The following is a 23,457-nucleotide window of genomic DNA, read 5'->3' on the forward strand; positions in this document are numbered from 1 at the left end:
ATGGGCTCAATAGTCAGCCACTATCGTGGATCCTAGGGTGCGGGGGCGGGCCGCGGGGATTACACTGATTTACGAAACGCTACATGATAAGGCGGGGAATCAACCGGGCCGGCGCCCGTCGGGGCCGGCAGCGCTGGGGGTGCCAAGGGATGAAACGACTATTGCGAGTTTGCCGGGCCGGGACGCTGATCGTCCTGGCCATGCTGATGGCGGGGGTGGCCACGGCCCAGGCCCAGGCCCTGAGCTATGCCGGGCTTCGAAGCGATGCCCCGGAGCGCTATACGGTGGTGCGCGGCGATACCCTCTGGGACATCTCCGGGCGTTTCCTGCGCCATCCCTGGCAGTGGCCGGAGATCTGGCAGGTCAATCCGCAGATCCGTAACCCCCACCTGATCTACCCCGGTGACATCATCTACCTCGAGGACTGCAATGGCCGTCCCTGCCTGCGCATGGAGCGGGGGCAGGGCATGGTGCGGCTTTCGCCGGAGGTGCGTCGGGTGCCCCATCGGGAGGCGATCGCGCCCCTGCCCCTGGAGGTGGTGGAGAACTTCCTGCGTCGCCACCGGGTGGTGGACGATGCCGAGCGGCTCGATAACCTGGCCTATGTGGTGGGGGGCGACGACCAGCGCCTGATCAGCGGCGCCGGAGATGCCATCTATGTGCGCGGCGACCTGCCGAGGGAGGGGCGCCTGGGTATCTATCGGCTGGGCGACCGCTACCAGGACCCGGAGACCGGCGAGCTGCTGGGCATCGAGCTGACCAGCGTGGGGCGCGCCCTCTGGTTGCGTCGCGACGGCGATATCAGTCGCCTGGAGGTCACGGCATCCAATATCGAGGTGCGTAACGGCGACCTGATCCTGCCGGTAGAAGAGCGCGAGTGGGCCGGCCAGTTCCTGCCCCGGGCCCCGGACAGCGCCATCAGTGGGCGCATCCTGGCAGTGCCCGGTGGCGTGCGCTTCATCGGTCGATTGCAGGTGGTGGCCCTGGACCTGGGGCGTCGCGACGGCATCGAGGCGGGCCATGTGCTGCGGGTCGAGCAGCAGGGCGAGCTGGTCACCGACCCGCGCACCAATGAAGTGATTCAGCTGCCCGGCGAGGATGCCGGCCTGGTGATGGTGTTCCGTCCCTTCGAGAAGGTGAGCTACGCCCTGGTGATGCAGGCCAGTCGCTCCCTGGCGGTGGGGGATCGGGTCTATCACCCCGACCGCAGCGAGCTGCTGGCCGGCGCGCCCTGACGAGGCGTCACGCGGATGCTGACCGCCAGGGAGTGGGGGTTGCTGAGTCGCCTGCCGGGCCTCGGGGCCCTGCAACTGGCCCGGTTGCGGGCCCGGGAGCCGGCCTGGCCCGAGGGCTGGCTGGCCCTGCTGCCGGGGCGGGCCCGCCAGGCCTTGCGCCTGTGGCTCGAGCACCCCTCCCGCAGCCCACTCCAGGCCGAGCTGGACGCCCTGGAGGCCTGGGCGGCGTCGGCCCCGGATCATCACCTGCTGCATCCCGATCACCCGGCCTGGCCGCTGCTCCTCGACGAGCTGCCCGATCCGCCGCCGCTGCTCTGGGCCCGGGGTGACCTGGCGGCCCTGGGGCCATCCCGCCTGGCCATGGTGGGGTCGCGACGTCCCACCCGGGATGGCCTGAATAACGCGGCGGGTTTCGCCCAGGCCCTGGCCGAGCGGGGCTGGTGCGTGGTCAGCGGCATGGCGCTCGGCATCGATGGGCGGGCCCAGACCGCTGCCCTGGAGGCCGGAGGCACCAGCCTGGCGGTGCTGGGCTCCGGCATCGATGTGATCTACCCCCGCCAGCACGCCGGGCTCTATGAGCGACTGCGCCATACCGGTCTGCTGCTCTCCGAGCATCCCCCCGGCACCCGCCCCCATCCCGGGCACTTCCCGCGGCGCAACCGCATCATCACCGGTCTCTCCCTGGGCGTGCTGGTGGTGGAGGCCGCCGAACGCAGCGGTTCCCTGGTCAGTGCCCGCCTGGCCCTGGAACAGGGGCGAGATCTCTTCGTGCTGCCTGGCTCCCTGCATAACCCTCAGGCCCGGGGCTGCCTGCAACTGCTGCGCCAGGGCGCGACCCTGGTCACCCAGCCCGAGGAACTCCTGGAGGAACTGGGGCACTGGGAGGGCCCCTTGGCCGTGCCGATGACCCCGGACGAAGCGCCCGTCGAGGAGCCGCTGCTGTCCCTGCTCAGCGAAGTGCCGACGCCCCTGGATGCCCTGGTGGCGTTGACCGGCCTGTCGGTGGCGGAGTGCCAGCGGCGCCTGCTGAGCCTGGAGCTGGAGGGGCGGGTGGCGGCGACCAGCGGCGGCTGGATCCGCCTGCCCTAAGGCGCAGGCCATGGTAGACTTCGCCTTTTCAGCGAGAGCGATGAGGTCGCCATGGGTGATGCGCATCTTTCCAGTGAATCTTTGGCTCAGGGCGTCGCGGCGCTGCGTAGCGGCGGCGTGATCGCCTACCCTACCGAGGCGGTCTGGGGGCTCGGTTGTGACCCGGATGATGAGCAGGCGCTGACTGCCCTGCTGCGACTCAAGTCCCGGGATCCGGCCAAGGGGATGATCCTGGTCGCCGGCGATATCACCCAGTTCGGTCCCTGGCTGGAGGGCCTCGATCCGGCCCTGCATGCGCCCCTGGTGGCCAGCTGGCCCGGCCCCAATACCTGGCTGGTGCCGGATAACGGGCGCTCCCATCCCCTGGTGCGGGGGGGCCACCGCAGCGTGGCGCTGCGGGTCAGCGCCCATCCCCTGGTCGCCGAGCTATGTGCCGCCTTCGGCGGGCCCATCGTCTCCACCTCCGCCAACCCCGCCGGTGAGCCACCCGCCCTGAGCGCCGGACAGGTCCGCGACGTCTTCGGTGATGCCCTGGCGGCGGTGGTGGAGGGCTCCCTGGGCGGCCTCGATCAGCCCAGCACCATTCGCGACCTGGTCAGCGGGCGCGTGCTGCGCGGCTGATCGTTCTCGTTACCTTTGCATCGAGGCCGGGCGCTGGCGCCCGGCCCATCAACGACCGGAGGCCCCGTGGCTCACGCCCATCTCGATGCCGTCAAGACTTACCTGCTGGACTTGCAGGATCGCCTGTGCCGGGGCCTGGCCGAGGAGGATGGCCAGGCCGAGTTCCGTGAGGATGCCTGGACCCGAGAGGAGGGCGGCGGCGGACGTTCCCGGGTGATCGAGAACGGCGCCCTCTTCGAGAAGGGCGGCGTCAACTTCTCCCACGTCCATGGGGCCCAGTTGCCGCCATCGGCCACGGCGGCGCGGCCGGAGCTTGCCGGGCGCGCCTTCCATGCGGTGGGGGTCTCCTGGGTACTGCATCCCGAGAACCCCCATGTGCCCACCAGCCATGGCAATGTGCGCTTCTTTATCGCCGAGAAGGCCGGCGAGGCGCCGGTGTGGTGGTTCGGTGGTGGTTTCGACCTGACCCCCTTCTATCCGGTGCACGAGGACGTCCTGCACTGGCACCGGGTGGCCCGGGACGCCTGTGCGCCCTTCGGCGACGACGTCTATCCCCGTTACAAGGCCTGGTGCGACGACTACTTCTTCCTCAAACACCGTGGCGAGACCCGCGGCGTGGGCGGGCTCTTCTTCGATGACCTCAACGAGTGGGGCTTCGACCAGAGCTTCGCCTTCCAGCGCGCCGTGGGGGAGGCTTTCCTCGACGCCTACCTGCCCATCGCCCGGCGCCGCCGGCAGACCCCCTGGGGCAAGCGGGAGCGCGACTTCCAGCTCTATCGCCGGGGCCGTTACGTGGAGTTCAACCTGGTCTGGGACCGGGGCACCCTCTTCGGGTTGCAGAGCGGCGGGCGCACCGAGTCGATCTTGATGTCGATGCCGCCACTGGCCCGCTGGGACTACGGCTGGGAGCCGCAGCCCGACAGCCCGGAGGCGACGCTCTATCGGGATTACCTGCGTCCCCGGGAGTGGCTGGACGAGGCGGAGGACGGCCAGGAGAAACAGGCATGAGAGATCGCTACTGCGTCTTTGGCCACCCTATCGGCCACTCCAAGTCGCCGGCCATCCACGCCGCCTTCGCCGCCCAGTGCGGTGAAGCGATCGACTACACCGCCATCGAGGCGCCCCTGGATGACTTCGCCGGGGCCTGGCGCGCCTTCGTCGCTGCCGGGGGGCGCGGCGCCAATGTCACCGTGCCCTTCAAGGAGGAGGCTTATCGCCTCTGCGATACCCTGAGTCGCCGGGCCCGGCGGGCCGGGGCGGTCAACACCCTGGTGCTGGGCAAGAACGGCGAAGGTGACGATCCCAAGGTCTATGGGGATACCACCGATGGCATCGGCCTGGTGCGCGACCTCAAGCGCCACGGGGTGACCCTGGCCGGCGCACGGATCCTGGTGCTGGGGGCCGGGGGCGCGGTGCGCGGGGTGCTCGAGCCGCTGCTGGCCGAGGCGCCGGTGAGCCTCGAGGTGGCCAACCGCACCGCCGCCAAGGCCGAGGCCCTGGCCCGGGATTTCGCCGACCTGGGGCCCATCCAGGGGGGCGGCTTCGCGGCCGTCGCCGGGCCCTTCGACCTGGTGATCAATGGCACCAGCGCCAGCCTGGGCGGCGAGCTGCCACCCCTGCCCGACGAGCTCTTCGCCCCGGGGGCCAGCGCCTACGACATGATGTATGGCGCCGAGCCCACCGTCTTCCTGCGCTGGGCCGGCGAGCGAGGTGCCCATGGTATCGACGGCCTGGGCATGCTGGTCGAGCAGGCTGCCGAGGCCTTCTTCCAGTGGCGCGGCAAGCGCCCGGATACCGCCCCGGTGCTGGCCGAGCTGCGCCGCTCGCTCTGAATCGCTATCGCCAATCCCTAAGATGCTTCAGCACGCTTAGAATGGCCGAGGGGCGCTGGGGGCAGGGCGGAGCGGGGGTTTTTTGCCAGGGGTGAGGAGCATTGCTCCGAACGGGCTGGCCAGGGATGGCCAGCCCCGGTCCTGCAAGCGGAGCAGGATGCGAGAGCGCTGCAGGGCAAAAGTAGCGCCCAGGGAGGGGGTCACAGCGCCCCGCGAAGGCCTGTCCCCAGGGTAGCCCCGGGCCTCCGTGCTGAAAGTGTGCTAATTGCGATAACTCCGCCTAGCGGCGCTTGGTATAGAGCCCCACCATGCATAGCCCCACCCCCAGCACCGACAGCAGCATGCCGCCGTTGACCAGCAGGGGCTGACGTTGCAGCAGGGAGACGAAGGGCTGGGGCGTATCGCGGCAGACCCGCTCCAGGTAGTCCCAGTGGCCCCCGCCGTAGGTGCATTCGCGCAGTTGGCCCAGTTCCCAGAAGTAGATGCCCATCAGCGCCAGGGAGGGGACGATCAGCAGCAGTAGTCCGAGTCGTAGCATAAGGGGTCCGTTGTCAGGTTAGCCGGGAGCGCGGCAGTTGGGGGCGCGGCCGGCCTGGCGAGCCCGCTCGTAGCGGCTCAGGGCGTTGCCCATCTCCGCCTGGAGGGCTGCCATGCGCTGGCCATGGCTGGGGTGGGTGGAGAGCCAGGCGGGCGGCTGCCCACCGGAGGCGGCACGCATGTTCTCCCATAGGGTGAGGCTGGCGCGGGGATCGAAACCGGCGTCTGCCATCAGCCCCAGGCCGATGATATCCGCCTCGCTCTCGTGGCGCCGCGAGAAGGGCAGCAGGATGCCGTACTGGGCGCCGGCCCCCATCAGCCCCAGCAGTTGCTCGCTCTCGACGCCGGCGGAGCTCTGCAGCACCGACAGGCCCAGTTGGGTCATGGACTGGGTCGAGGCTCGCTCGTTGGCGTGGCGAGCCAGCACATGGCCGATCTCGTGGCCCACCACCGCGGCCAGCTGATGCTGGTCGGTGGCCACGCCGAGCAGGCCGGTGTGTACGCCCATATAGCCGCCGGGCAGGGCGAAGGCGTTCACCGACTCCTCGTCGAAGACGCGGATCTGCCAGTTCTGGTGACGCTCCCGCTCCGGCAGGGCGGCGACCAGCGCATTGGCCACGCACTCGGCGTAACGCTGGGTGGCGCCACCGGCCAGGGGCAGGTCCGACTGGTACTGGTCGAAGGCCTGCTGGCCCATCTGGTTCAGTTGCTCATCCGAGTAGAGGGTGAACTGCTGGCGCCCGGTGGGCGAGGTGGCGCAGGCGGTCAGGGTGGTGACGAGCGCGCCAACGGCCAGGTAACGCATCCATCCCATGGGGAGTCCTCATCGTGTCGTGGGCCGCCCCGGCGTCTCCGCGGAAGCGGTGTCCTGGGTAAGACCCTGGACGGGGGGCGAGGGTTCGCCACAAGATACCCCGATGCCATCCCAGGTCAACCACAGGAGTGGAGCAATGAATGAGGAATTGAGCCAGCGGCTGCTGGCACTGCTGGCGCGGGTCGAGCCCTGGCTGCCCCCGCCTCCCCAGGCGGTGGACTGGCGTCGCGACGTGGCGGCGCTATGGCAGCGCCATGCCTTGGGCGGGCAACTGTTGCCGGTACCGCCCCGGGATGCCCTGGGCTTGGACGACCTGCTGGGCATCGAGCGCCAGAAGCTGGCCCTGGTGGACAACACCCGCGCCTTCCTGCGGGGCCTGCCGGCCAACCATGCCCTGCTGTGGGGCTCCCGGGGTAGCGGTAAGTCGTCGCTGATTCGCGCCCTGCTCAACTCCCTGGCCGGCGAGGGGCTGAGATTGGTGCAGGTCGACCGCCACGACCTGGCCGGCCTGCCGCTGCTGGTGGAGCAGTTGCGCCGTGAGCCGCATCGCTTCGTGGTCTATTGCGATGACCTCTCCTTCGAGGGGCACGACGACGCCTACAAGGCGCTGAAGAGCGTGCTGGATGGCGCCCTTACCGGACCGCCGGAGAACGTCCTGCTTTACGCCACCTCCAACCGTCGCCACCTGTTGCCCGAGTCGATGAGCGACAACGACGCCAGTCGGCTGGTGGGCGAGGAGCTCCACCACGGCGATGCGGTGGAGGAGAAGATCTCCCTCTCCGACCGCTTCGGTCTGTGGCTCGGTTTCCACCCCTTCAACCAGGACGTCTACCTGGAGGCCTGCTGCCACTGGGTGACCCAACTGGGTCAGGCCAGCGACTGGAGTGGCGAGGCCCGGGCCGCGGCGATCCGCTTCGCCACCCTGCGCGGCGGGCGTAGCGGCCGCGCCGCCTGGCAGTTCGCCAACCAGTGGGTGGGCGGCCGACGCCTGGCCCAGGGCTAGCCTTTTTAGCCCTGGGGAGCCCGAGGAGTCAGGGTGCCGTCCTCGCCCACCGCGAAGCGCAGGGTGGGCGTCCAGAGCCCCGCCGGCAGGGTCATGCCCAGGCCGCGCAGGTCCCCCGGGGTGATCGCCAGCTCGCTGCCGGCGGGCAGTTCCCCCTGGCTGGCGAGCTGGGTGGCCAGCTCCACCATGGGCGCCAGCCGCGAGTCGCCGGCCAGCAGGTCGAAGCCGATGGGCAGACGCAGCTGGCTCGCCTCGCCGCCACCGCTGAGGCTGACGCTATCCCGGTAGTTGCCGCTCAGCGGTTCGACGCCGGGCATCTCCAGGGCCCAGCGGAAGCCCGCCATCTCCACCGCCGGCATGCCGGCGGGCAGGGCCAGGCCCATGGCCAGGGTGGCCTGAACCGGCAGGCTGCCCATGCCCAGGCTGGAGGCGATCAGCCGCGAGATATCGCTGGTATCCAGGCCCGCCTGAACCTTGTAGGGACCGATCTGCACCTCCTCCACGCCGAGGGAGGTAATCGCCAGGCGAAAGGCGAAGAGGCCGGTCTGCGGCAGGGCCAGGCAGCCCACCAGCAGGCTGGAGAGGCACAGCGGCGCCAGCAGGCGCCAGCGGCGGGCGAGACGGCGAAACGAGAACATGGCGACCTCCGAAGCGGGAATCGGCGCATTTAAGGGCCTGGGAGCGGCGGCGTCCAATGCCATCTTGGCATGGGCCGGAAATACCACTGTCCGGAGCCTCGGGGATGCCAGCCTGGCATGGGCCGCGAAATGCGCCACCGCCCGGGGCATCGAGGATGCCACCGGGCGGTGGGAAAGGCGAGGCGAGGGCCAAGGCTTTGTCTGAAAAGTCGGCGAGCGAAGGTCAGACAAGGCAAAAATCAGCGAAAAGACGGAGTTTACGCGGTGTAAATGAGTACTTTGAGCCGATTTTTAACGCCGTATGGCCGAGCGCAGCCAGTTTTCGGACATAGCCTAGCGGCGGTTCTTGCGCGCCTCCTTGGTACGCCCCAGCTCGCGCTTCTTGGCCTTGACCCGATCGCTGGCGCCGGCATCGGCGTCATAGGGGTTGTGGCCGGAGCGGAACTCGAAGCGGATCGGCGTGCCACGCACCTTAAGCACCTTGCGGAAGGTGTTGGTCAGGTAGCGCTTGTAGGCCTCCGGCAGCGACTCGGTCTGGTTGCCGTGGACCACGATGATCGGCGGGTTGGCGCCGCCCTGGTGGGCCATGCGCAGCTTGATGCGCCGCCCGCGCACCAGCGGTGGCTGGTGCTCGCTGACCGCGTCCTGGAGGATGGTGGTCAGGCGGTTGGTGGACCAGCGGGTGGTGGAGGAGGCGAAGGCCCGCTCGATGGAGGGGTAGAGGTCGCCCACCCCGGTGCCGTGCAGGGCCGAGATGAAGTGCAGGTCGGCGTAGTCGGCGAAGCCCAGGCGACGCTTGACCTCGGCGCGCATCTTCTCCTTCTGCTCGCTCTCCAGGCCGTCCCACTTGTTGACCGCCAGCACCAGGGCGCGACCGCTGGAGAGCACATAGTCGAGCAGGTGCAGGTCCTGCTCGACCAGGCCGGAGCGGGCATCCAGCACCATGATGGCGACGTGGCACTCCTTGATCGCCTCCAGGGTCTTGATGATGGAGAACTTCTCGGCGATCTCGCGGACGTTCTTGCGGCGCCGGATACCGGCGGTATCGACCAGCACATAGGGCCGGCCGCGGCGCTCGAAGGGGATCTCGATGGCGTCGCGGGTGGTGCCTGCCTCGTCGAAGACCACCACTCGCTCCTCGCCGAGCAGGCGGTTGACCAGGGTCGACTTGCCCACATTGGGGCGGCCGATGACGCCGATGCGGATGCCGTCGTCCCGCGCCGGTACCTCGTCCTCCTCGGGCTGATCCGGGAAGGGGGCGAGCACCTCCTCGATCAGGCGGCTGACGTTGCGGCCATGGGCGGCGGCGATGGGCCAGGGATCACCGCCCAGGCCCAGCTGCCAGAAGTCGGCCATGGCGGAGTGTTCCTCCAGGCCATCGGTCTTGTTGACCACCAGCCAGGTCTTCTTCTGGTTGACCCTCAGGTGGTTGGCGATGGCCTCGTCGGCCACGTTGAGACCGGCCCGGGCATCCACCAGGAAGAGCACGATATCGGCCTCGTCGATGGCGGCCAGGGACTGCTCGGCCATGGCCGCATCGATGCCTTCCTCGTCGCCGCTGATGCCGCCGGTGTCGATCACCGTGAACGGCTTGTCGCCGAGGCGTCCGTTACCGTACTTGCGGTCGCGGGTCAGGCCGGGGAAGTCGGCCACCAGCGCGTCCCGCGAGCGGGTCAGCCGGTTGAAGAGGGTCGACTTGCCCACATTGGGGCGGCCGACCAGGGCGATTACTGGGGTCATGGTGTCTCGCGAATGGTCAGGGCTTCGAGGCGCCCGTCGTTGGCCAGCACATGGATCTGGCGGCCCTCGGTGAGGGGGCGCAGCGTGATGCCGGAACGGTTGATGCGGGTGCGGCCGGCCAGCTCGCCGTCGCGGGCCTCCAGCAGGTGCAGGTAACCCTCGAAGTCACCGAACACCAGCTTGCCGTCGGCGAAGGCCGGGGCGGTGAGCCAGCGACCCTCCAGGTCCTCGTTACGCCAGATCAGCTGGCCGTTGAGGGCGTCCAGGGCGAGGACATGGCTCGCCTCGTTGACGGTGAACAAGAAGTCGCCCACCAGCAGCGGGGTCAGGTAGCTGGAGTGCTCGCGCTCCCACAGCACCTCGCCGGTGGTGGCTTCCAGGGCCACCAGGCGGCCGTTGTAGCTGGTCACGTAGAGGCGGCCATCCGGGGTCAGCAGCGGCTGGCCGTCCAGGTCGACCAGGCGGGCGATCTCGCTGCGCCCCTGGGGCACGGCGACCCGCAGGTCCCACAACGGCTGGCCGCTGCGGTTGTCCAGGGTCACCAGGCGGCCGTTGGCGAAGCCGGCGAAGGTGACCGGCTCGATCACCTGGGGTGTGCCGGTGCCGCGCAGGGTCAGCGCCGGCTCGTTGGCGCTGTAGACCCAGCGTTCGGCGCCGCTGGCGCGATCCAGGGCGGTAACGCTGCCGTCGACGCTCTGCACCACCAGCAACTGCTGGCTGGGCTGGGGGGCGGCCAGCACCTCGCTGGGTACCCGGGCGCGCCACTCGACGCTGCCGTCGGCCTGGCGCAGGGAGAGCACCTCGCCGTTGCGGGTGCCCAGGTAGAGGCGCTCGGCCACCGCGGTGATGCCGCTGGAGATGGCCTCGCCCAGGTCCTGGCGCCACTCGACCTCGCCACTGTCGGCGTCGATGGCCATCAGCCGGCCCTCGGCATCGGCGGCGAACAGGGTGTCGCCGTCCCGGTCCGGGCTGATCGGGTAGCCGGCACGGCCCAGGCCGCCGCCGACGCGGCGGTTCCAGTCGCCGGAGAGGGAGGCGCTGGCCTCGAAGCGCTCCAGGTCCTTGGGCGGATACTGCGGTTCACTCTTGCTGGCACAGCCGGCCAGCAGCGCCAGGGCGGCGCAGGCGATCACCAGGGTCGGTTTCATTGGTCGGCTCCTTCCTGACCGAGGTCATCCAGCTTGAGCTGGACGCCATAGAGGGCCTGGCCATGGCGCTCGGCCAGGCTCAGGGCATCGCGATAGGCGCGGCGGGCCTCGTCCACCTCGCCCAGGGCCAAGTGGGCATCGCCGCGCAGTTCGGCACGCTGGGCGGCCAGGGAGTCGCCCAGCTCGCCTCCCAGGGTCTCCAGGGCGGCCTGGGGCTCGTCATCGGCCAGTTGCAGGCGGGCCAGGCGCAGCCGCGCCAGGTCGCCCACATAGGCATCACCGCTGCCCTGCACCAGGTCGCCGAGCACGGCCCGGGCGGCCACCCGGTCGCCGGCCTCGACCGCCAGGCGCGCCTCGATCAGCCGTGACAGGTCGGCGTAGAGGGTGCGGCCATGGTTGTCGGTGATCTCGTCCACCAGGCGCTGGGCCTCGGCCAGGCCGGCCTCGTCGAGGCTCGACTGGGAGGCCAGGCCGATCAGTTGCTGATAGCGCAGGGAGGCGGCCTCGGCCTGGTTGGCCTGGTAGCCCTGCCAAGCATTCCAGCCGAGCAGGCCGGCGGCGGCCAACACGACACCGGCCACCAGCGCCAGGCCGTTCTCCTTCCACCAGCGCTTGAGGGCTTCTACCTGCTCTTCTTCGGTTCTCAGCTCCGCCACGGGCGGTCTCCTTGTGATCGGTATGTCGCGGGTCAGGGGGCGAGCAGTTCCGGCAGGGCCTGGGCCAGGGTCGCCCGGTCCAGGCTCTGCTGATCGCGTGCCTCGCGCAGGAACTTGACGGTCACACGGCCTTCGGCCAGCTCGTCCTCGCCGAGCAGCAGGGCCAGGCGCGCCCCGCTCTTGTCGGCCTTCTTGATCTGGCTCTTGAAGCTGCCGCCGCCGCAGTGGACCTGCAGGCGCAGCCGGGGCAGGGCGCCGCGCAGCTCCTCGCCGAGCAGCAGGGCGGCACGACTGGCGGCCTCGCCCATGCCCAGCAGGTAGAGGTCGAGGCCGGGCTGGGCCTCGGCGGGCATCAGCTCCAGGGTCTCGAGCAGCAGGATCAGTCGCTCGATGCCCATGGCGAAGCCCACCGCCGGGGTCGGCTTGCCGCCCAGCTGCTCCACCAGGCCGTCGTAGCGGCCACCGGCGCAGACGGTGCCCTGGCTGCCGAGTGCCGTGGTGGTCCACTCGAAGACGGTGCGCGAGTAGTAATCGAGGCCGCGCACCAGGCGCGGGTTGATCACGTAATCGATACCGGCGGCGTCGAGGATCGCGGTCAGGGCGGCGAAGTGTTCCCGGGACTCGGCATCCAGGTGATCCATCAACCGCGGCGCGGCGTCGAGCATGGCCGCCATGTCCGGGTTCTTGGAGTCGAGGATGCGCAGCGGGTTGCTGGTCAGGCGGCGCAGGGAGTCCTCGTCGAGCAGGGCCCGGTGCTCCTCGAAGTAGGCCACCAGGGTGTCCCGGTAGGCGGCGCGGGCGTCCAGGGAGCCCAGGGAGTTGAGCTCCAGGGTGACGTGCTCCATCAACCCCAGCTCCTGCCACAGGCGGGCGGTGAGCAGGATCAGCTCGGCGTCCACGTCGGGCCCCTCGAAGCCGAAGGTCTCCACGCCCACCTGGTGGAACTGGCGGTAGCGGCCCTTCTGGGGGCGCTCGTGACGGAACATCGGGCCCTGGTACCAGAGGCGCTGGGTCTGGTTATGCAGCAGGCCATGCTCCATGGCGGCCCGCACGCAGCTTGCCGTGCCCTCGGGACGCAGGGTCAGGCTGTCGCCGTTGCGGTCGTCGAAGGTGTACATCTCCTTCTCGACGATGTCGGTGACCTCGCCGATGGAGCGCGCGAACAGGGCGGTCTGCTCGACGATGGGGGTACGGATCTCGGCATAGCCGTAGCGCCGCATCAGGTCGCGCACCTTGCCCTCGAAGTACTGCCACAGGGGGGACTGCTCCGGCAGCAGGTCGTTCATGCCACGAATGGCCTGGATCTTCTTGCTCAACATTGACTCCTTGATGGGGGCGCCCTCAGCCGCGGGCGATCGTATCCTTCTCGGCGGCTTCCTTCTCGCGCACCTTGGTGCGGATCAGCGCCTCCAGCTCGTCGACCAGGTTGTCGTTGCGCAGCTTGCTGGCCGGCTTGCCATCGATGTAGACGAGGTTGGCGGGGCTGCCGCCGGTGAGGCCGATATCGCTCTCCTTGGCCTCGCCGGGGCCATTGACCACGCAGCCGATCACCGAGACGTCCAGCGGGGTCATGATGTCCTCGAGGCGCTCCTCCAGGGCATTCATGGTGCCGATGACGTCGAAATTCTGCCGCGAGCAGCTGGGGCAGGCGATGAAGTTGATGCCCTTGCTGCGCAGGCGCAGGCTCTTGAGCATGTCATAGCCGACCTTGATCTCTTCCACCGGGTCGGCGGCCAGCGACACCCGGATGGTGTCGCCGATGCCGTCCATCAGCAACAGGCCGAGGCCGATGGAGGACTTCACCGTGCCGGAGCGCAGGCCGCCGGCCTCGGTGATGCCCAGGTGCAGGGGCTGCTCGATGCGCGTGGCCAGGTCCCGGTAGGCGGCCACCGCCATGAAGACGTCGCTGGCCTTGACGCTGACCTTGTACTCCTGGAAGTCGAGGCGATCCAGGTGATCGATATGGCGCATGGCGGACTCCACCAGCGCCGCCGGGGTCGGTTCGCCGTACTTCTTCTGCAGGTCCTTCTCCAGGGACCCTGCATTGACGCCGATACGGATCGGGATGCCGTTGTCCCGGGCCGCGGAGACCACGGCGCGCACCCGCTCCTCGCGGCCGATATTGCCGGGATTGATGCGCAGGCAGTCGACGCCGAGCTCGGCGACCCGCAGGGCGATCCGGTAATCGAAGTGGATATCCGCCACCAGGGGCACGGCGACCTGCCGCTTGATCTGGCCGAAGGCCTCGGCGGCGTCCATGTCGGGCACCGAGACCCGCACGATATCGGCGCCGGCGGCCTCCAGACGCTGGATCTGGGCCACGGTGGCGGCCACGTCCAGGGTGTTGGTGTTGGTCATGCTCTGCACCGAGATGGGCGCATTGCCCCCCACGGGCACCGAGCCCACATGAATCTGGCGCGACTGACGACGGATGATCGGAGATTGGGCGTGCATAGGACTAAGGGTCATTCTCCCAGGGTGAAGCGCGCGACGTTATTGGCGCCGGCGCGGGCACCGAGATCGATGCTCTCGCCGCGGTAGCGCAGCTCGACGCCGGTGGCGTTGCCGATGGTCAGGCGGAAGGGCGGCTCGCCCTCCACGCTGGCGGTCTGCCCCGGCTGCTGCAGGCCGCTCAGGATGCGCTGGTTGCCGGCGTCGAAGATCTCGGTCCAGGACTCTTCGTTGAAGGTCAGCTCCAGGCGGCGCGGATCCGCGGCGACCGGGGCGGCTTCCTCCTCGGGCGCGTCGCCCGCCTCGGCGAGGCCGGTCGGCTCGACCACGCCGGTGTCATCGTCGGCGGCGTCGGCCTCGGTCGTGGCTTCCTCGGTCGTGGTTTCCTGGGGCCTGGCCTCGACGCGGGGGGCTTCGACCTCCGGCGCCGTGATGGCGGGGAGCTCGGGTTCGGGGGCCTGGTCGGTGGCCACCTGGCTGGACCAGTCGCCGGCGGGGGCGTCGGCCGGGGTGCCGTCCAGGCTATCCACCGCCACCGGGGTGTCATCCTCGAGGCCGCTCAGCTCGTTGCCGCCGCGGCTCTGCCACCACAGCAGGGTGAGGCCGACGAGGCCGGCGATCACCAGCAGGGTCACCAGCTTGAAGAGCCAGGCGCCGAGGCGTGACGGCGGTTTGGTGACCTGCACCGGGGTCACCGGTCGCTCCGCCTCCTGGCTGCCGTGGCGGGCATTGTAGGCCTGGATCACCGGGCCGTCATCGATGCCCAGGAAGCGGGCATAGGCGCGCAGGTAGCCGCGCCGGTAGGCGGAGACGGGGACCTCGCTGTAGTCGTCCTCTTCCAGGCCGCCGATCACCGCCGGGCGCAGGTTGATGGCGGCGGCGATCTGCTCCAGGGAGAGGCCCTGGCGCTTCCGCTCGGCCTTGAGCAGGGCGCCGGGGGAGTCACCGGTGGATACCGCATCGAATGAGGGGTCGTGCATGTCGCTCATGACTGAGCATCCTTGATCGAGAGTCGGGGGTCAGAGGGTGCCATGAGGACGCAGCGGCAGGGTCGATGACGAGGTGTTGCCGCCCTGGGCGGCGCTGATCTGGCTGGCCAGGCGCTGGCTGTCGGGGGTGGCGCCGGCCAGGCGCATGAAGACCTGCAACTGCTCCCAGGCACGTGCATAGTTTCCCTGGGCGTACTCGAGTTCGGCCAGCAGGTAGTAGCTGCGCGGGGCGCGGGCGTCGATGGCCTGGGCGCGTTCCAGGCTCTGACGCGCCGCCGCCACCTCGCCGATCTCCCGCTGGCACTGGCCCAGGTTGGCGAACAGCTGGGCCCGGTTGTTGTATTGGGTGTCGCTCGAGGCCTGTTCCAGCTGGGCGCAGGCCTCGCGGGTGTGGCCCTGATCATAGAGGAAGGCCGCATAGTTGTTGCGCGCCCGGGTAAAACCGGGGTCATGGCCCAGGGCGCGCTGGAAGAACTCGTCGGCCAGCCGGGTTTCCCCCTGACGTTGATAGACGATGGCCATGGCCTGCAGTGCCTCACCGTCCCGGGGGTCCGCCTCCAGGGCGTGATCCAGGGCGGCCATGGCGCGGGGCAGGTTGTTACGCTCCAGGTAGGCCAGCCCCAGGTCGGTATAGGCCCGGGCGGGGGAGGTGCTGCTCTGCTGCACCGCCTGGCCGGCGCAGCCCCCCAGGCCCAGGCTGGCGACCAGCAGCAGGGGGAGGGTGAGGCGGCGTGGGGCTCGGATCGGGATGGAGCGACGGGTCATCGAATCCTCGCATGGCGACGGAGTTGGGGCGCCGACCGGGAAGCGGGGCCGGGCCTTGGCAAAAGCCTCACCATCAAAGCGCCCCGCCCGGTTGAAGTCAAGGTGGCCGACGGCTCAGTCGGCGTCGATCTGGATCGACTGGATATAGCGCTCGTGGCGCTTGGTGCGATCCTTCACCCGGCCCACCAGCTGGCCGCAGGCGGCGTCGATGTCGTCGCCGCGGGTGGTGCGGATCGGCGCCGTGTAACCCAGCTCATAGAGCCACTGCTGGAAGCGCATCACCTGGTTGCGGGACGGCTTCTCGTAGCCCGAGTGGGGGAAGGGGTTGAAGGGGATCAGGTTGATCTTGCAGGGCAGCTCCTCGAGCAGCTTGGCGAGCTGCCTGGCGTGCTCCTGCTGGTCGTTGACGTCCTTGATCACCGTGTACTCGATGGTGACCAGGCGGGTGTCGTCGCACTTGCCCAGGTAGCGCTGGCAGGCGTCGAGCAGGGTGCGGATATTGTACTTGCGGTTGAGCGGTACCAGCTCGTTGCGCAGTTCGTCATTGGCGGCGTGCAGCGAGATGGCCAGGCTCACGTCGAGCTCGTCGCCGAGCTTGTCGATCATCGGCACCACCCCGGAGGTGGAGAGGGTGACGCGGCGCTTGGAGAGGCCGTAGCCGTTGTCGTCGAGCATCAGCTTCATGGCCGGCACGACGTTATCGTAATTGAGCAGCGGTTCGCCCATGCCCATCATCACCACGTTGGTGACCGGGCGATTGGCGGTATCCCGGCGCGGGCCCACGCTGCGCTGGGCGACCCACACCTGGCCGATGATCTCGGCGGCCGTGAGGTTGCGCTGGAAGCCCTGCTTGCCGGTGGAGCAGAAGCTGCAATCCAGCGAGCAGCCCACCTGGGACGAGACGCACAGGGTGCGGCGCTTGCCGTTCTCGGCGGGAATCAGCACCGTCTCCACATAGCTGCCGTCCTCTACCTCCAGCACCCACTTGCGGGTGCCGTCGCTGGAGGTGCCCTCGTAGACCACCCCGGGGCCACGGATCTCGGCCACCTCATTGAGCTTGGCGCGCAGCGACTTGGAGAGGTTGGTCATGGCCTCGAAGTCGTCGCAGCCTTCGATATGAATCCACTTCATCACCTGGGCGGCGCGGAATTTCTTCTCGCCCAGCGACACGAAGAAGGCTTCCATCGCCTCGCGGGTCATGCCGAGCAGGTTGGTACGTTGGGGCGTGGTAGTGGTCATGGCGATCAGCGGGTCGGGGGAGGGAAAGCGGCCGGGGAGGCGGGAGCTCGGCTCCCGCCCGAAGCCTGGATCAACGCGGGCAGATTTCGCTGTCCTGGAAGAAGTAGGCGATCTCGCGTGCGGCGGACTCGGGGGAGTCGGAACCGTGCACGGCGTTGGCATCGATGGTCTCGGCGAAGTCGGCGCGGATGGTGCCCGGGGCGGCTTCTTTCGGGTTGGTGGCACCCATCAGGTCGCGGTTCTTGGCGATGGCGTCTTCACCTTCCAGCACCTGCACGACCACCGGACCGGAGGTCATGAAGCCGACCAGGTCCTTGAAGAAGGGACGCTCCTTGTGCTCGGCGTAGAAACCGCCGGCCTTGTCGTCGTCCAGCTTGAGCATCTTGGCGGCGACGACCTGCAGGCCGGCCTTCTCGAAACGAGCGATGATCTCGCCGATGGCGTTCTTGGCGACGGCGTCGGGCTTGATGATGGACAGGGTGCGTTCGGTAGCCATGGGGCGTGTCTCCGTAATGGAATGGACAGGGTCTTCAGTATAACGACGCGCCGCCAGGCCCTGGGGAAGGGCCTGGCGGCGCCTCGGGTATGCGGTTCGGCGGCGGGCGGCCGCAGGGCGAGCCGAAAAGGCGCCGAGTGGGCGCGCATTATAGCGGCTTATCGCCCGCCGGGACAATCGGCGCCGGTAGAGTTCCTTGTGCACGCAGTTTCGGTCGAGGCCCGGGGCTACCCTGGGGATAGCCACTACGCGAAGACGCTGTGAACCCCTCCCTGGGCGCTCGACTTTTTCGTCCCTGAAAAAGACGCTTCGCTCCGGGCTACCCCCAGCGCCCCTTAGCTATTCCAGCGAAGCAGCTTAGGTCTTTGGTCTAGACGGTAAAGCTTTCGCCGCAGCCGCACTGGTCCTTGACGTTGGGGTTGTTGAAGCGGAAGAAGCGGTTCAGCCCTTCGTTGACGTAGTCCACCTCGCTGCCGTCGAGCATCTCCAGGGCCTCGGGGGCCACATAGACGGTGGCGCCGTGGGCCTCGAAGGCAGTGTCCTCGGCTTCGGCCGCGTCGGCGAAGTCGAGCACATAGCTGTAGCCGGAGCAGCCGCTGGGCTTGACCGAGACGCGCAGGCCCAGGCCGTGGCCGCGTTCGTCGAGGACGCGGTGAATCTGCTCGGCGGCGGCGGGAGTGATCGAGAGTTGCGCCATGGGACTTGCCTCCTGCAAGGAAGTGGGGGTCAGCGGCGTAGCCGGGTCAGGGCGTGGCGGATCTCCGCCAGGGCCTGGTCGATGTCGGCGTCGGTGGTGAAACGCCCGAAGCTGAAGCGCAGCGAAGCCAGGGCCCGCGCCCGGGGCACGCCGATGCCCTGTAATACATAGGATGGCTCGACGCTGGCGGAGTTGCAGGCGGAGCCGGTGGAGAGGGCCAGGTGACGCAGGGCCATCAGCAGCGACTCGCCGTCCACGCCGTCGAAGGCCAGGTTGACGATATTGGGCACGGCGGCCTCCACGCGAGTGTTGGCATGGATGCCGTCCAGATCGGAGAGCCCGGCCAGGAAGCGTTCGTGCAGCTCGGCGATGCGTGCCTGATCCTGTTCGCCCTCGGCCTGGGCCAGGGCGAAGGCCTCGCCCATGCCGACGATCTGGTGGGTGGCCAGGGTGCCGGAGCGCATGCCGCGCTCGTGGCCGCCACCGTGGATCAGCGCCTCCAGGCGGATCTCGGGGCTGCGCTTCACATAGAGCGCGCCGATGCCCTTGGGGCCATAGACCTTGTGGGCGGAGAGCGACAGCAGGTCGATGCCCTGAGCCGCCACGTCCAGGGGCAGCTTGCCGGCGGCCTGGGCGGCGTCAACATGGAAGACCGCACCATGGGCGTGGGTCACCTCGGCCAGGGCTGCCAGGTCATGGATCACCCCCAGCTCGTTGTTGACCGCCATCAGCGACACCAGTTGGGTGTCGTCACGCATCGCCTCGGCGAGCTGCTCCGGGGTGGTGCGCCCGTCCTCGCCCGGCGTCAGCCAGGTGACCTCGAAGCCTTCGGCTTCCAGGGCCTTGGCGGTATCGACGATCGCCTTGTGCTCGATGGTCGAGGTCACCAGATGGCGGCCACGCCCGCGGTTGGCGCGCATGAAACCGATCAGCGCCAGGTTGTCCGCCTCGGTGGCGCCACTGGTCCAGACGATCTCCCGGGGGTCGGCGTTGATCAGGTCGGCGACCTGGCGACGGGCGCCCTCCACCGCCTGTTCCGCCAGCCAGCCCGGCATATGGCTGCGCGATGCCGGGTTGGCGAAGGTGCCATCCAGGGTCAGGTGACGGCTCATGGCCTCGGCGACGCGGGGGTCGACCGGAGTGGTGGCGGCATAATCGAGATAGATGGGGGCGCTCATGGGCTGAATCGGGGCTCGCTGTAAAAACGGGGCCACTCAGGGCGTGGAGGTGGCGATGGTGCCATCGGTGTGCCGCAGTCGCTGGCGTTGTGCCACCTGCTGGACCTCCTGGCGGGCGATCAGGTCGGCCAGGGTGATGCCGTCGAGGAAGCCATGGATCTGCCGGGAGAGCTCGCACCACAGGTGGTGGGTCAGGCAGACATCGCCCTGCTGGCAGTCGGAGAGCCCCTGGCAGCGCGTCGCGTCCACCGACTCGTTCACCGCGTCGATGACCCGGGCCACGGTGATCGCCTCCGGGGCCACCGCCAGCAGGTAGCCACCGCCGGGGCCGCGCACGCTCTTGACCAGCTGGGCACGGCGCAGCCGGGCGAAGAGCTGCTCCAGGTAGGAGAGCGAGATCTCCTGGCGGCGCGAGATATCGGCCAGGCTGGTGGGCTCACGGCTCGCGTTCATCGCCAGGTCGAGCATGGCGGTGACCGCGTAACGTCCTTTGGTGGTCAGGCGCATAGGAGTGGCACGCTTGGTCGCGGCGCCAATGGCGGCGCCACGAGTGGCTGTCGGTCCACCATTATGGGGAAGTCCCAGCAGGAGGGTCAACTATTCCCCGGTGCCGGTGGCCTTGTCGCCGGGCGGGTTGGGACGCCCCTGGCGCGGCGCCTCCTCGGCCTCCGCCGGGGGGCAGCAGCCGTCCATGTCCTCGAGGATCTCGGCGAAATCCTCGTCGCGCAGCTCCGGCAGCTTGCCTTCCCGGTAGCTGGCGTCGAGCTTGCGCAGGGTGGAGCACATGCGCTCGATGCGCTCGTCCACCGCATGCATATGATCGAGCATGGCCTGCATGGAGCGGGCCATGGGGTCGGGCATGTCCTGACTGACGCCATAGGCGTCGAAGCCGAACTTCTTGCGGATCGCCTCGCGGCGCTCCGGGTCGAAGTCGGGCATCTCCTCCATGTCCGGCTCGTCGCGCTTGACGATCTTGCCGGGGATGCCCACCACGGTGGCCCCGGCGGGTACCGCCTTGGTGACCACTGCATTGGAGCCGATCTTGGCCCCGGCGCCCACGGTGAAGGGGCCGAGGATCTTGGCCCCGGCGCCGACGATGACGCCATCTTCCAGGGTGGGGTGACGCTTGCCCTTGTTCCAGCTGGTGCCACCCAGGGTCACGCCGTGGTAGAGGGTCACGTCGTCGCCGATCTCGGCGGTCTCGCCGATCACCACCCCCATGCCGTGGTCGATAAAGAAGCGCCGGCCGATCTTCGCGCCGGGGTGGATCTCCACGCCGGTGAGCCAGCGGGTCAGGGTCGAGAGGGTGCGCGCCAGCCACTTGAGGTTCTTCTGCCACAGCCAGTGGTTACAGCGATGCGCCAGCAGGGCGTGCAGACCGGGGTAGTTGGTCAGCACTTCGAAGAAGTTGCGTGCCGCGGGGTCGCGGGCGAAAACGCTATCGATATCTTCGCGCAGGCGTCGAAACATGCGGTGATCCTTGGTGGCGATGGCCGCCGCTCCCGGGGGGGGGGCGGCAAGGCGGCTTGGGCGTCAACTCAACCGGCGGATGGGGCTATGCCTTCATAGTGGGGGCCCGCGCGACCGCCTTCAACCCTCATGGCGGCGCGCCGCCTCGGCCTGCTTCTCGGTGGCGCTGAGGATGCCGCGCAGGATGTTCACCTCCATGCTGTCGGGGCGGGCACGCATCATTAGGCGGCGCAGCCGGGCCATCAACTGACGCGGGGTGGCCGGGTCGTGGAAGCCGATGGTGATCAGGGTGCGTTCCAGGTGCGCGAAGTAGCGCTCCAGGTCGTCATGGGTGGCCGGCGGTGCGGTCTCCGTCATGCCCATGGGCGGCAGGGCGTCGTCGTCCTGCTGCTGGTCGAGCCAGGCCAGGCGGCACTCGTAGGCCAGCACCTGCACCGCGGTGGCCAGGTTCAGGGAGCTGAACTCCGGATTGGCGGGGATATGCACATGGGCATGGCAGCGCTGCAGCTCGGCATTGGAGAGGCCGCTGTCCTCGCGGCCGAAGACCAGGGCGATGCGCGCCTCGGCGGGGGCCAGTTCCTCGGGGAGGCGTTCGCCCAACTGGCGGGGGCTGATCATCGGCCAGGGCAGGGTACGTGAGCGGGCGCTGGCTCCGACCACCAGGGTGCAGTCGGCCACCGCCTCTTCCAGGGTCTCGACGACCCGGGCGCCATGCACCAGGTGGTCGGCCCCGGAGGCCCGCGAGACGCTGTCGGCGGTGAGCACCTCGCAGCGTGGGGCCACCAGGGCCAGGTCGGCCAGCCCCATGTTGTGCATGGCACGGGCGGTGCCGCCGATATTGCCGGGGTGGCTGGTGCCGATCAGCACGATACGGATGCGCTCTAGCATGGGGAATACCTGGGGCTGCTGAATCCAAGGGAGCAGAGTCTAGCATGCCGAAAGGCGTCATGTGCGTGGCGCAAGCGGCGGCGATCTGCTAGGATTCGCGCCGTCCTCTGTCGACGCCCTGCGTCCGTTCTTTAACAGTCACCGACTCCTCAAGGCCCGATCATGCATCCGATGGTCCAATTCGGCCTGCGCGCCGCCCGTAGCGCCGCCGAACAGTTTCTGCGTATCCGTGAGCGTATCGAGAACGCCCATGAAGAACACAGCCTCGACCGGCTGCTGGAAGATACCGCCCGCAATGCCGAGACCCTGATCACCCGCCAGCTCGCCCGGGGCTATCCCGAGCATGGCGTGGCCGGCCGCTACACCCCGCACCGCGAGGGGCAGGGCGAGGGTCGGGACTACCACTGGCAGATCGAGCCCTTCCACGGCTACTCCAACCTCAGCGTGGCCGGCCGCGGTTTCGCGCTCTCCCTGGTGTGCCTGCACAAGGGGCGCCCGGAGCATGCCATCGTGATCTGTCCCTTCAGCGATGATGAATACCTGGCCAGCCGCGGTCGGGGTGCCCAGCACAATGGCAAGCGTATCCGCGTGCCCAAGGCCGCCGCTATCGAGGGCAGCCGCCTGGCCCTGGGCCTGCCCGAGCTGTGGCAGCGCACCCGTCACTTCCCCGCCTACCTGACCCTGGCCCAGCGCCTGGGGCCCCAGGTGGAAGTGCAGCTGGCCACCGGCAGCGGCCTGCTGGACATGGCCGAGCTGGCCGCCGGGCGTGCCGATATGGTCTTTGTGCTGGGCCTGGAGGAGCAGGACAAGCTGGCCGGCAGCCTGCTGCTCAAGGAGGCCGGGGCGCTGATCGGTTCCCTGGACGGCGCCCCCAGCGTGCCCACCGAGGGGCAGCTGATGGCCGCCAACCCGCGCCTCTTCAAGGCGCTGATGCAGCAGCTCAAGCCGCACTTCTAAGCCTGAAGCTGAAAGAAAAACCGCCCCCATGGCCATGCCATGGGGGCGGTTTCGTTTGGGCTGCTTGCCAGCGTCCAGCGAGGCTAGGGCAGCTCTTCCGCTTCCGGGTCTTCCTTCTTGGCCGGGATCAGGTCCTCGCGGTTGAGCTTCACCGCCAGCAGCAGGGCCGCGGCCACGTAGATGGAGGAGAAGGTCCCCACCACCACGCCGAGGATCAGGGCGATCGAGAAGTAGTGGATCATGTCGCCGCCCAGCAGCAGCAGCGCCATCAGCACCAGCAGGGTGGTACCGGAGGTCGCCAGCGTGCGGGACAGGGTCAGGTTGATCGCTTCGTTGAAGATCGCCGGCATGTCGTCGATCCGTGAGGTGCGGATCGTCTCGCGGATGCGGTCGTAGACCACGATGGTATCGTTCAGCGAGTAGCCGATCACCGCCAGCAGGGCCGCCAGCACGGTCAGATCGAAGTCGAACTGGAACAGCGAGAAGACGCCGACCACGATGATGACGTCGTGCATCAATGCCAGCAGGGCGCCGATGGCGAACTTGTACTGGAAGCGGAAGGCCACGTAGAGCATCACGATGCCCAGCGCCACCAGCAGGCCCAGGCCGGACTGATCGCGCAGCTGCTCGCCGACCTGGGCGCCGACGAACTCGGCACGCACCAGGTCGACGCCGACGCCGCCCTCGCGGAGCAGGGCCACCACCTGATCGCCCACGTTGGGGTCGAAGGCCTGCTGCAGGCGGATCAGGATCTCGGTGGAGGCGCCGAAGGTCTGCACCGAGACGTCCCGGAAGCCGGCGGCCTCCAGGGTCTGGCGCACCGCATCCAGGGCCGGGGCGGTGGCATAGCGCACCTCCACCAGGGTGCCGCCGGTGAAGTCGAGGCCCAGGTTGAGCTGCTGGAAGAGCAGCGAGGCGATCGACACCAGCAGCATGACACCGGAGATCGCGAAGGCGATCCGGCGCTTGCCCATGAAGTCGAACTGTCGATTGACTAGGGTTTTCATGCTCACC

The 23,457-nt window shown here is 68.9% G+C and carries 25 protein-coding genes; 7 read left to right on the forward strand and 18 right to left on the reverse strand.

All coding sequences use genetic code 11. The annotated features are described in order from the left end of the window. Window positions 1–200: 200 nt before the first annotated feature. The 5 genes from IHD13_RS08675 (at window position 201) to aroE (ending at window position 4,777) form a co-directional block, all read left to right on the forward strand. Window positions 201–1,235 carry a LysM peptidoglycan-binding domain-containing protein gene (locus IHD13_RS08675; protein ID WP_195860708.1) on the forward strand — a complete coding sequence of 345 codons (1,035 nt, stop codon included), beginning with the start codon at window positions 201–203 and terminating at the stop codon, window positions 1,233–1,235. 15 nt (window positions 1,236–1,250) lie between these two features. Beyond that, the gene (gene dprA, locus IHD13_RS08680) at window positions 1,251–2,324 is read left to right on the forward strand and encodes a DNA-processing protein DprA (protein WP_195860646.1); all 1,074 of its coding nucleotides are present in this window, start codon (window positions 1,251–1,253) and stop codon (window positions 2,322–2,324) included. A gap of 51 nt (window positions 2,325–2,375) precedes the next feature. Continuing rightward, a complete protein-coding gene (locus IHD13_RS08685) occupies window positions 2,376–2,945 on the forward strand; it encodes an L-threonylcarbamoyladenylate synthase (RefSeq protein WP_195860647.1) in 570 nt (189 codons plus the stop codon). A gap of 66 nt (window positions 2,946–3,011) precedes the next feature. Next, window positions 3,012–3,953, forward strand: a complete 942-nt coding sequence (gene hemF, locus IHD13_RS08690) for an oxygen-dependent coproporphyrinogen oxidase (RefSeq protein ID WP_195860648.1) — start codon at window positions 3,012–3,014, stop codon at window positions 3,951–3,953. Continuing rightward, window positions 3,950–4,777, forward strand: coding sequence for a shikimate dehydrogenase (gene aroE, locus IHD13_RS08695; RefSeq protein WP_195860649.1), 828 nt, complete (start codon window positions 3,950–3,952; stop codon window positions 4,775–4,777). The genes hemF and aroE overlap by 4 nt, the downstream gene beginning before the upstream one ends. Window positions 4,778–5,057: 280 nt before the next feature. On the opposite strand, the gene IHD13_RS08700 is transcribed toward aroE, so the two are convergent. Continuing rightward, window positions 5,058–5,315, reverse strand: coding sequence for a hypothetical protein (locus IHD13_RS08700; protein WP_195860650.1), 258 nt, complete (start codon window positions 5,313–5,315; stop codon window positions 5,058–5,060). An 18-nt stretch (window positions 5,316–5,333) separates the two neighbouring features. Next, window positions 5,334–6,128: a M48 family metallopeptidase gene (locus tag IHD13_RS08705; protein ID WP_195860651.1), complete on the reverse strand. Its 795-nt coding sequence runs from the start codon at window positions 6,126–6,128 to the stop codon at window positions 5,334–5,336. 136 nt (window positions 6,129–6,264) lie between these two features. Here IHD13_RS08705 and IHD13_RS08710 point away from each other — a divergent pair, with 136 nt between their 5' ends. Beyond that, window positions 6,265–7,131 (forward strand): ATP-binding protein, encoded by an 867-nt coding sequence (locus IHD13_RS08710; protein WP_195860652.1) that lies wholly within the window; start codon window positions 6,265–6,267, stop codon window positions 7,129–7,131. A gap of 5 nt (window positions 7,132–7,136) precedes the next feature. Here the strand turns inward: IHD13_RS08710 and IHD13_RS08715 are convergent, their stop codons facing one another. The 15 genes from IHD13_RS08715 to trmJ all read right to left on the reverse strand — a co-directional run bounded on the left by IHD13_RS08715 (window position 7,137) and on the right by trmJ (window position 21,486). Beyond that, window positions 7,137–7,769 (reverse strand): hypothetical protein, encoded by a 633-nt coding sequence (locus IHD13_RS08715; RefSeq protein ID WP_195860653.1) that lies wholly within the window; start codon window positions 7,767–7,769, stop codon window positions 7,137–7,139. 333 nt (window positions 7,770–8,102) lie between these two features. Beyond that, complete coding sequence (gene der, locus IHD13_RS08720) at window positions 8,103–9,509, reverse strand: ribosome biogenesis GTPase Der (protein WP_195860654.1); 1,407 nt, start codon at window positions 9,507–9,509, stop codon at window positions 8,103–8,105. Continuing rightward, on the reverse strand, window positions 9,506–10,657 hold the full coding sequence (gene bamB / locus IHD13_RS08725) for an outer membrane protein assembly factor BamB (protein ID WP_195860655.1): 1,152 nt from the start codon (window positions 10,655–10,657) through the stop codon (window positions 9,506–9,508). Before bamB ends, der begins: the two co-directional genes overlap by 4 nt. Beyond that, window positions 10,654–11,313 carry a YfgM family protein gene (locus IHD13_RS08730; RefSeq protein ID WP_195860656.1) on the reverse strand — a complete coding sequence of 220 codons (660 nt, stop codon included), beginning with the start codon at window positions 11,311–11,313 and terminating at the stop codon, window positions 10,654–10,656. Before IHD13_RS08730 ends, bamB begins: the two co-directional genes overlap by 4 nt. 32 nt (window positions 11,314–11,345) lie before the next feature. Beyond that, window positions 11,346–12,629: a histidine--tRNA ligase gene (gene hisS, locus IHD13_RS08735; protein ID WP_230086217.1), complete on the reverse strand. Its 1,284-nt coding sequence runs from the start codon at window positions 12,627–12,629 to the stop codon at window positions 11,346–11,348. A gap of 25 nt (window positions 12,630–12,654) precedes the next feature. Continuing rightward, window positions 12,655–13,767 carry a flavodoxin-dependent (E)-4-hydroxy-3-methylbut-2-enyl-diphosphate synthase gene (ispG, locus tag IHD13_RS08740; RefSeq protein ID WP_195860658.1) on the reverse strand — a complete coding sequence of 371 codons (1,113 nt, stop codon included), beginning with the start codon at window positions 13,765–13,767 and terminating at the stop codon, window positions 12,655–12,657. 11 nt (window positions 13,768–13,778) lie between these two features. Then, complete coding sequence (locus IHD13_RS08745; protein WP_195860659.1) at window positions 13,779–14,753, reverse strand: RodZ domain-containing protein; 975 nt, start codon at window positions 14,751–14,753, stop codon at window positions 13,779–13,781. A gap of 30 nt (window positions 14,754–14,783) precedes the next feature. After that, window positions 14,784–15,518, reverse strand: a complete 735-nt coding sequence (pilW, locus tag IHD13_RS08750) for a type IV pilus biogenesis/stability protein PilW (RefSeq protein ID WP_195860660.1) — start codon at window positions 15,516–15,518, stop codon at window positions 14,784–14,786. Between the two features lie 114 nt (window positions 15,519–15,632). After that, complete coding sequence (rlmN, locus tag IHD13_RS08755; RefSeq protein WP_195860661.1) at window positions 15,633–16,757, reverse strand: 23S rRNA (adenine(2503)-C(2))-methyltransferase RlmN; 1,125 nt, start codon at window positions 16,755–16,757, stop codon at window positions 15,633–15,635. Between the two features lie 70 nt (window positions 16,758–16,827). After that, on the reverse strand, window positions 16,828–17,253 hold the full coding sequence (gene ndk / locus IHD13_RS08760) for a nucleoside-diphosphate kinase (RefSeq protein ID WP_195860662.1): 426 nt from the start codon (window positions 17,251–17,253) through the stop codon (window positions 16,828–16,830). A 370-nt stretch (window positions 17,254–17,623) separates the two neighbouring features. After that, window positions 17,624–17,950: a HesB/IscA family protein gene (locus IHD13_RS08765; protein WP_195860663.1), complete on the reverse strand. Its 327-nt coding sequence runs from the start codon at window positions 17,948–17,950 to the stop codon at window positions 17,624–17,626. A gap of 29 nt (window positions 17,951–17,979) precedes the next feature. Then, window positions 17,980–19,128 carry an aminotransferase class V-fold PLP-dependent enzyme gene (locus tag IHD13_RS08770; protein WP_195860664.1) on the reverse strand — a complete coding sequence of 383 codons (1,149 nt, stop codon included), beginning with the start codon at window positions 19,126–19,128 and terminating at the stop codon, window positions 17,980–17,982. Window positions 19,129–19,164: 36 nt separating this feature from the next. Beyond that, window positions 19,165–19,635 carry a Fe-S cluster assembly transcriptional regulator IscR gene (iscR, locus tag IHD13_RS08775; protein WP_195860665.1) on the reverse strand — a complete coding sequence of 157 codons (471 nt, stop codon included), beginning with the start codon at window positions 19,633–19,635 and terminating at the stop codon, window positions 19,165–19,167. A 90-nt stretch (window positions 19,636–19,725) separates the two neighbouring features. Next, the gene (gene cysE / locus IHD13_RS18555) at window positions 19,726–20,598 is read right to left on the reverse strand and encodes a serine O-acetyltransferase (protein ID WP_195860666.1); all 873 of its coding nucleotides are present in this window, start codon (window positions 20,596–20,598) and stop codon (window positions 19,726–19,728) included. Window positions 20,599–20,718: 120 nt separating this feature from the next. Continuing rightward, on the reverse strand, window positions 20,719–21,486 hold the full coding sequence (gene trmJ / locus IHD13_RS08785; RefSeq protein ID WP_195860667.1) for a tRNA (cytosine(32)/uridine(32)-2'-O)-methyltransferase TrmJ: 768 nt from the start codon (window positions 21,484–21,486) through the stop codon (window positions 20,719–20,721). A 162-nt stretch (window positions 21,487–21,648) separates the two neighbouring features. Here trmJ and IHD13_RS08790 point away from each other — a divergent pair, with 162 nt between their 5' ends. After that, window positions 21,649–22,443 carry an inositol monophosphatase family protein gene (locus IHD13_RS08790; RefSeq protein ID WP_195860668.1) on the forward strand — a complete coding sequence of 265 codons (795 nt, stop codon included), beginning with the start codon at window positions 21,649–21,651 and terminating at the stop codon, window positions 22,441–22,443. A gap of 83 nt (window positions 22,444–22,526) precedes the next feature. On the opposite strand, the gene secF is transcribed toward IHD13_RS08790, so the two are convergent. Further along, a complete protein-coding gene (gene secF / locus IHD13_RS08795) occupies window positions 22,527–23,450 on the reverse strand; it encodes a protein translocase subunit SecF (protein ID WP_195860669.1) in 924 nt (307 codons plus the stop codon). Window positions 23,451–23,457 lie beyond the last annotated feature (7 nt).

It is taken from the genome of Halomonas sp. 328 (assembly GCF_015645095.1).
In the GTDB taxonomy this organism is placed as follows: domain Bacteria; phylum Pseudomonadota; class Gammaproteobacteria; order Pseudomonadales; family Halomonadaceae; genus Bisbaumannia.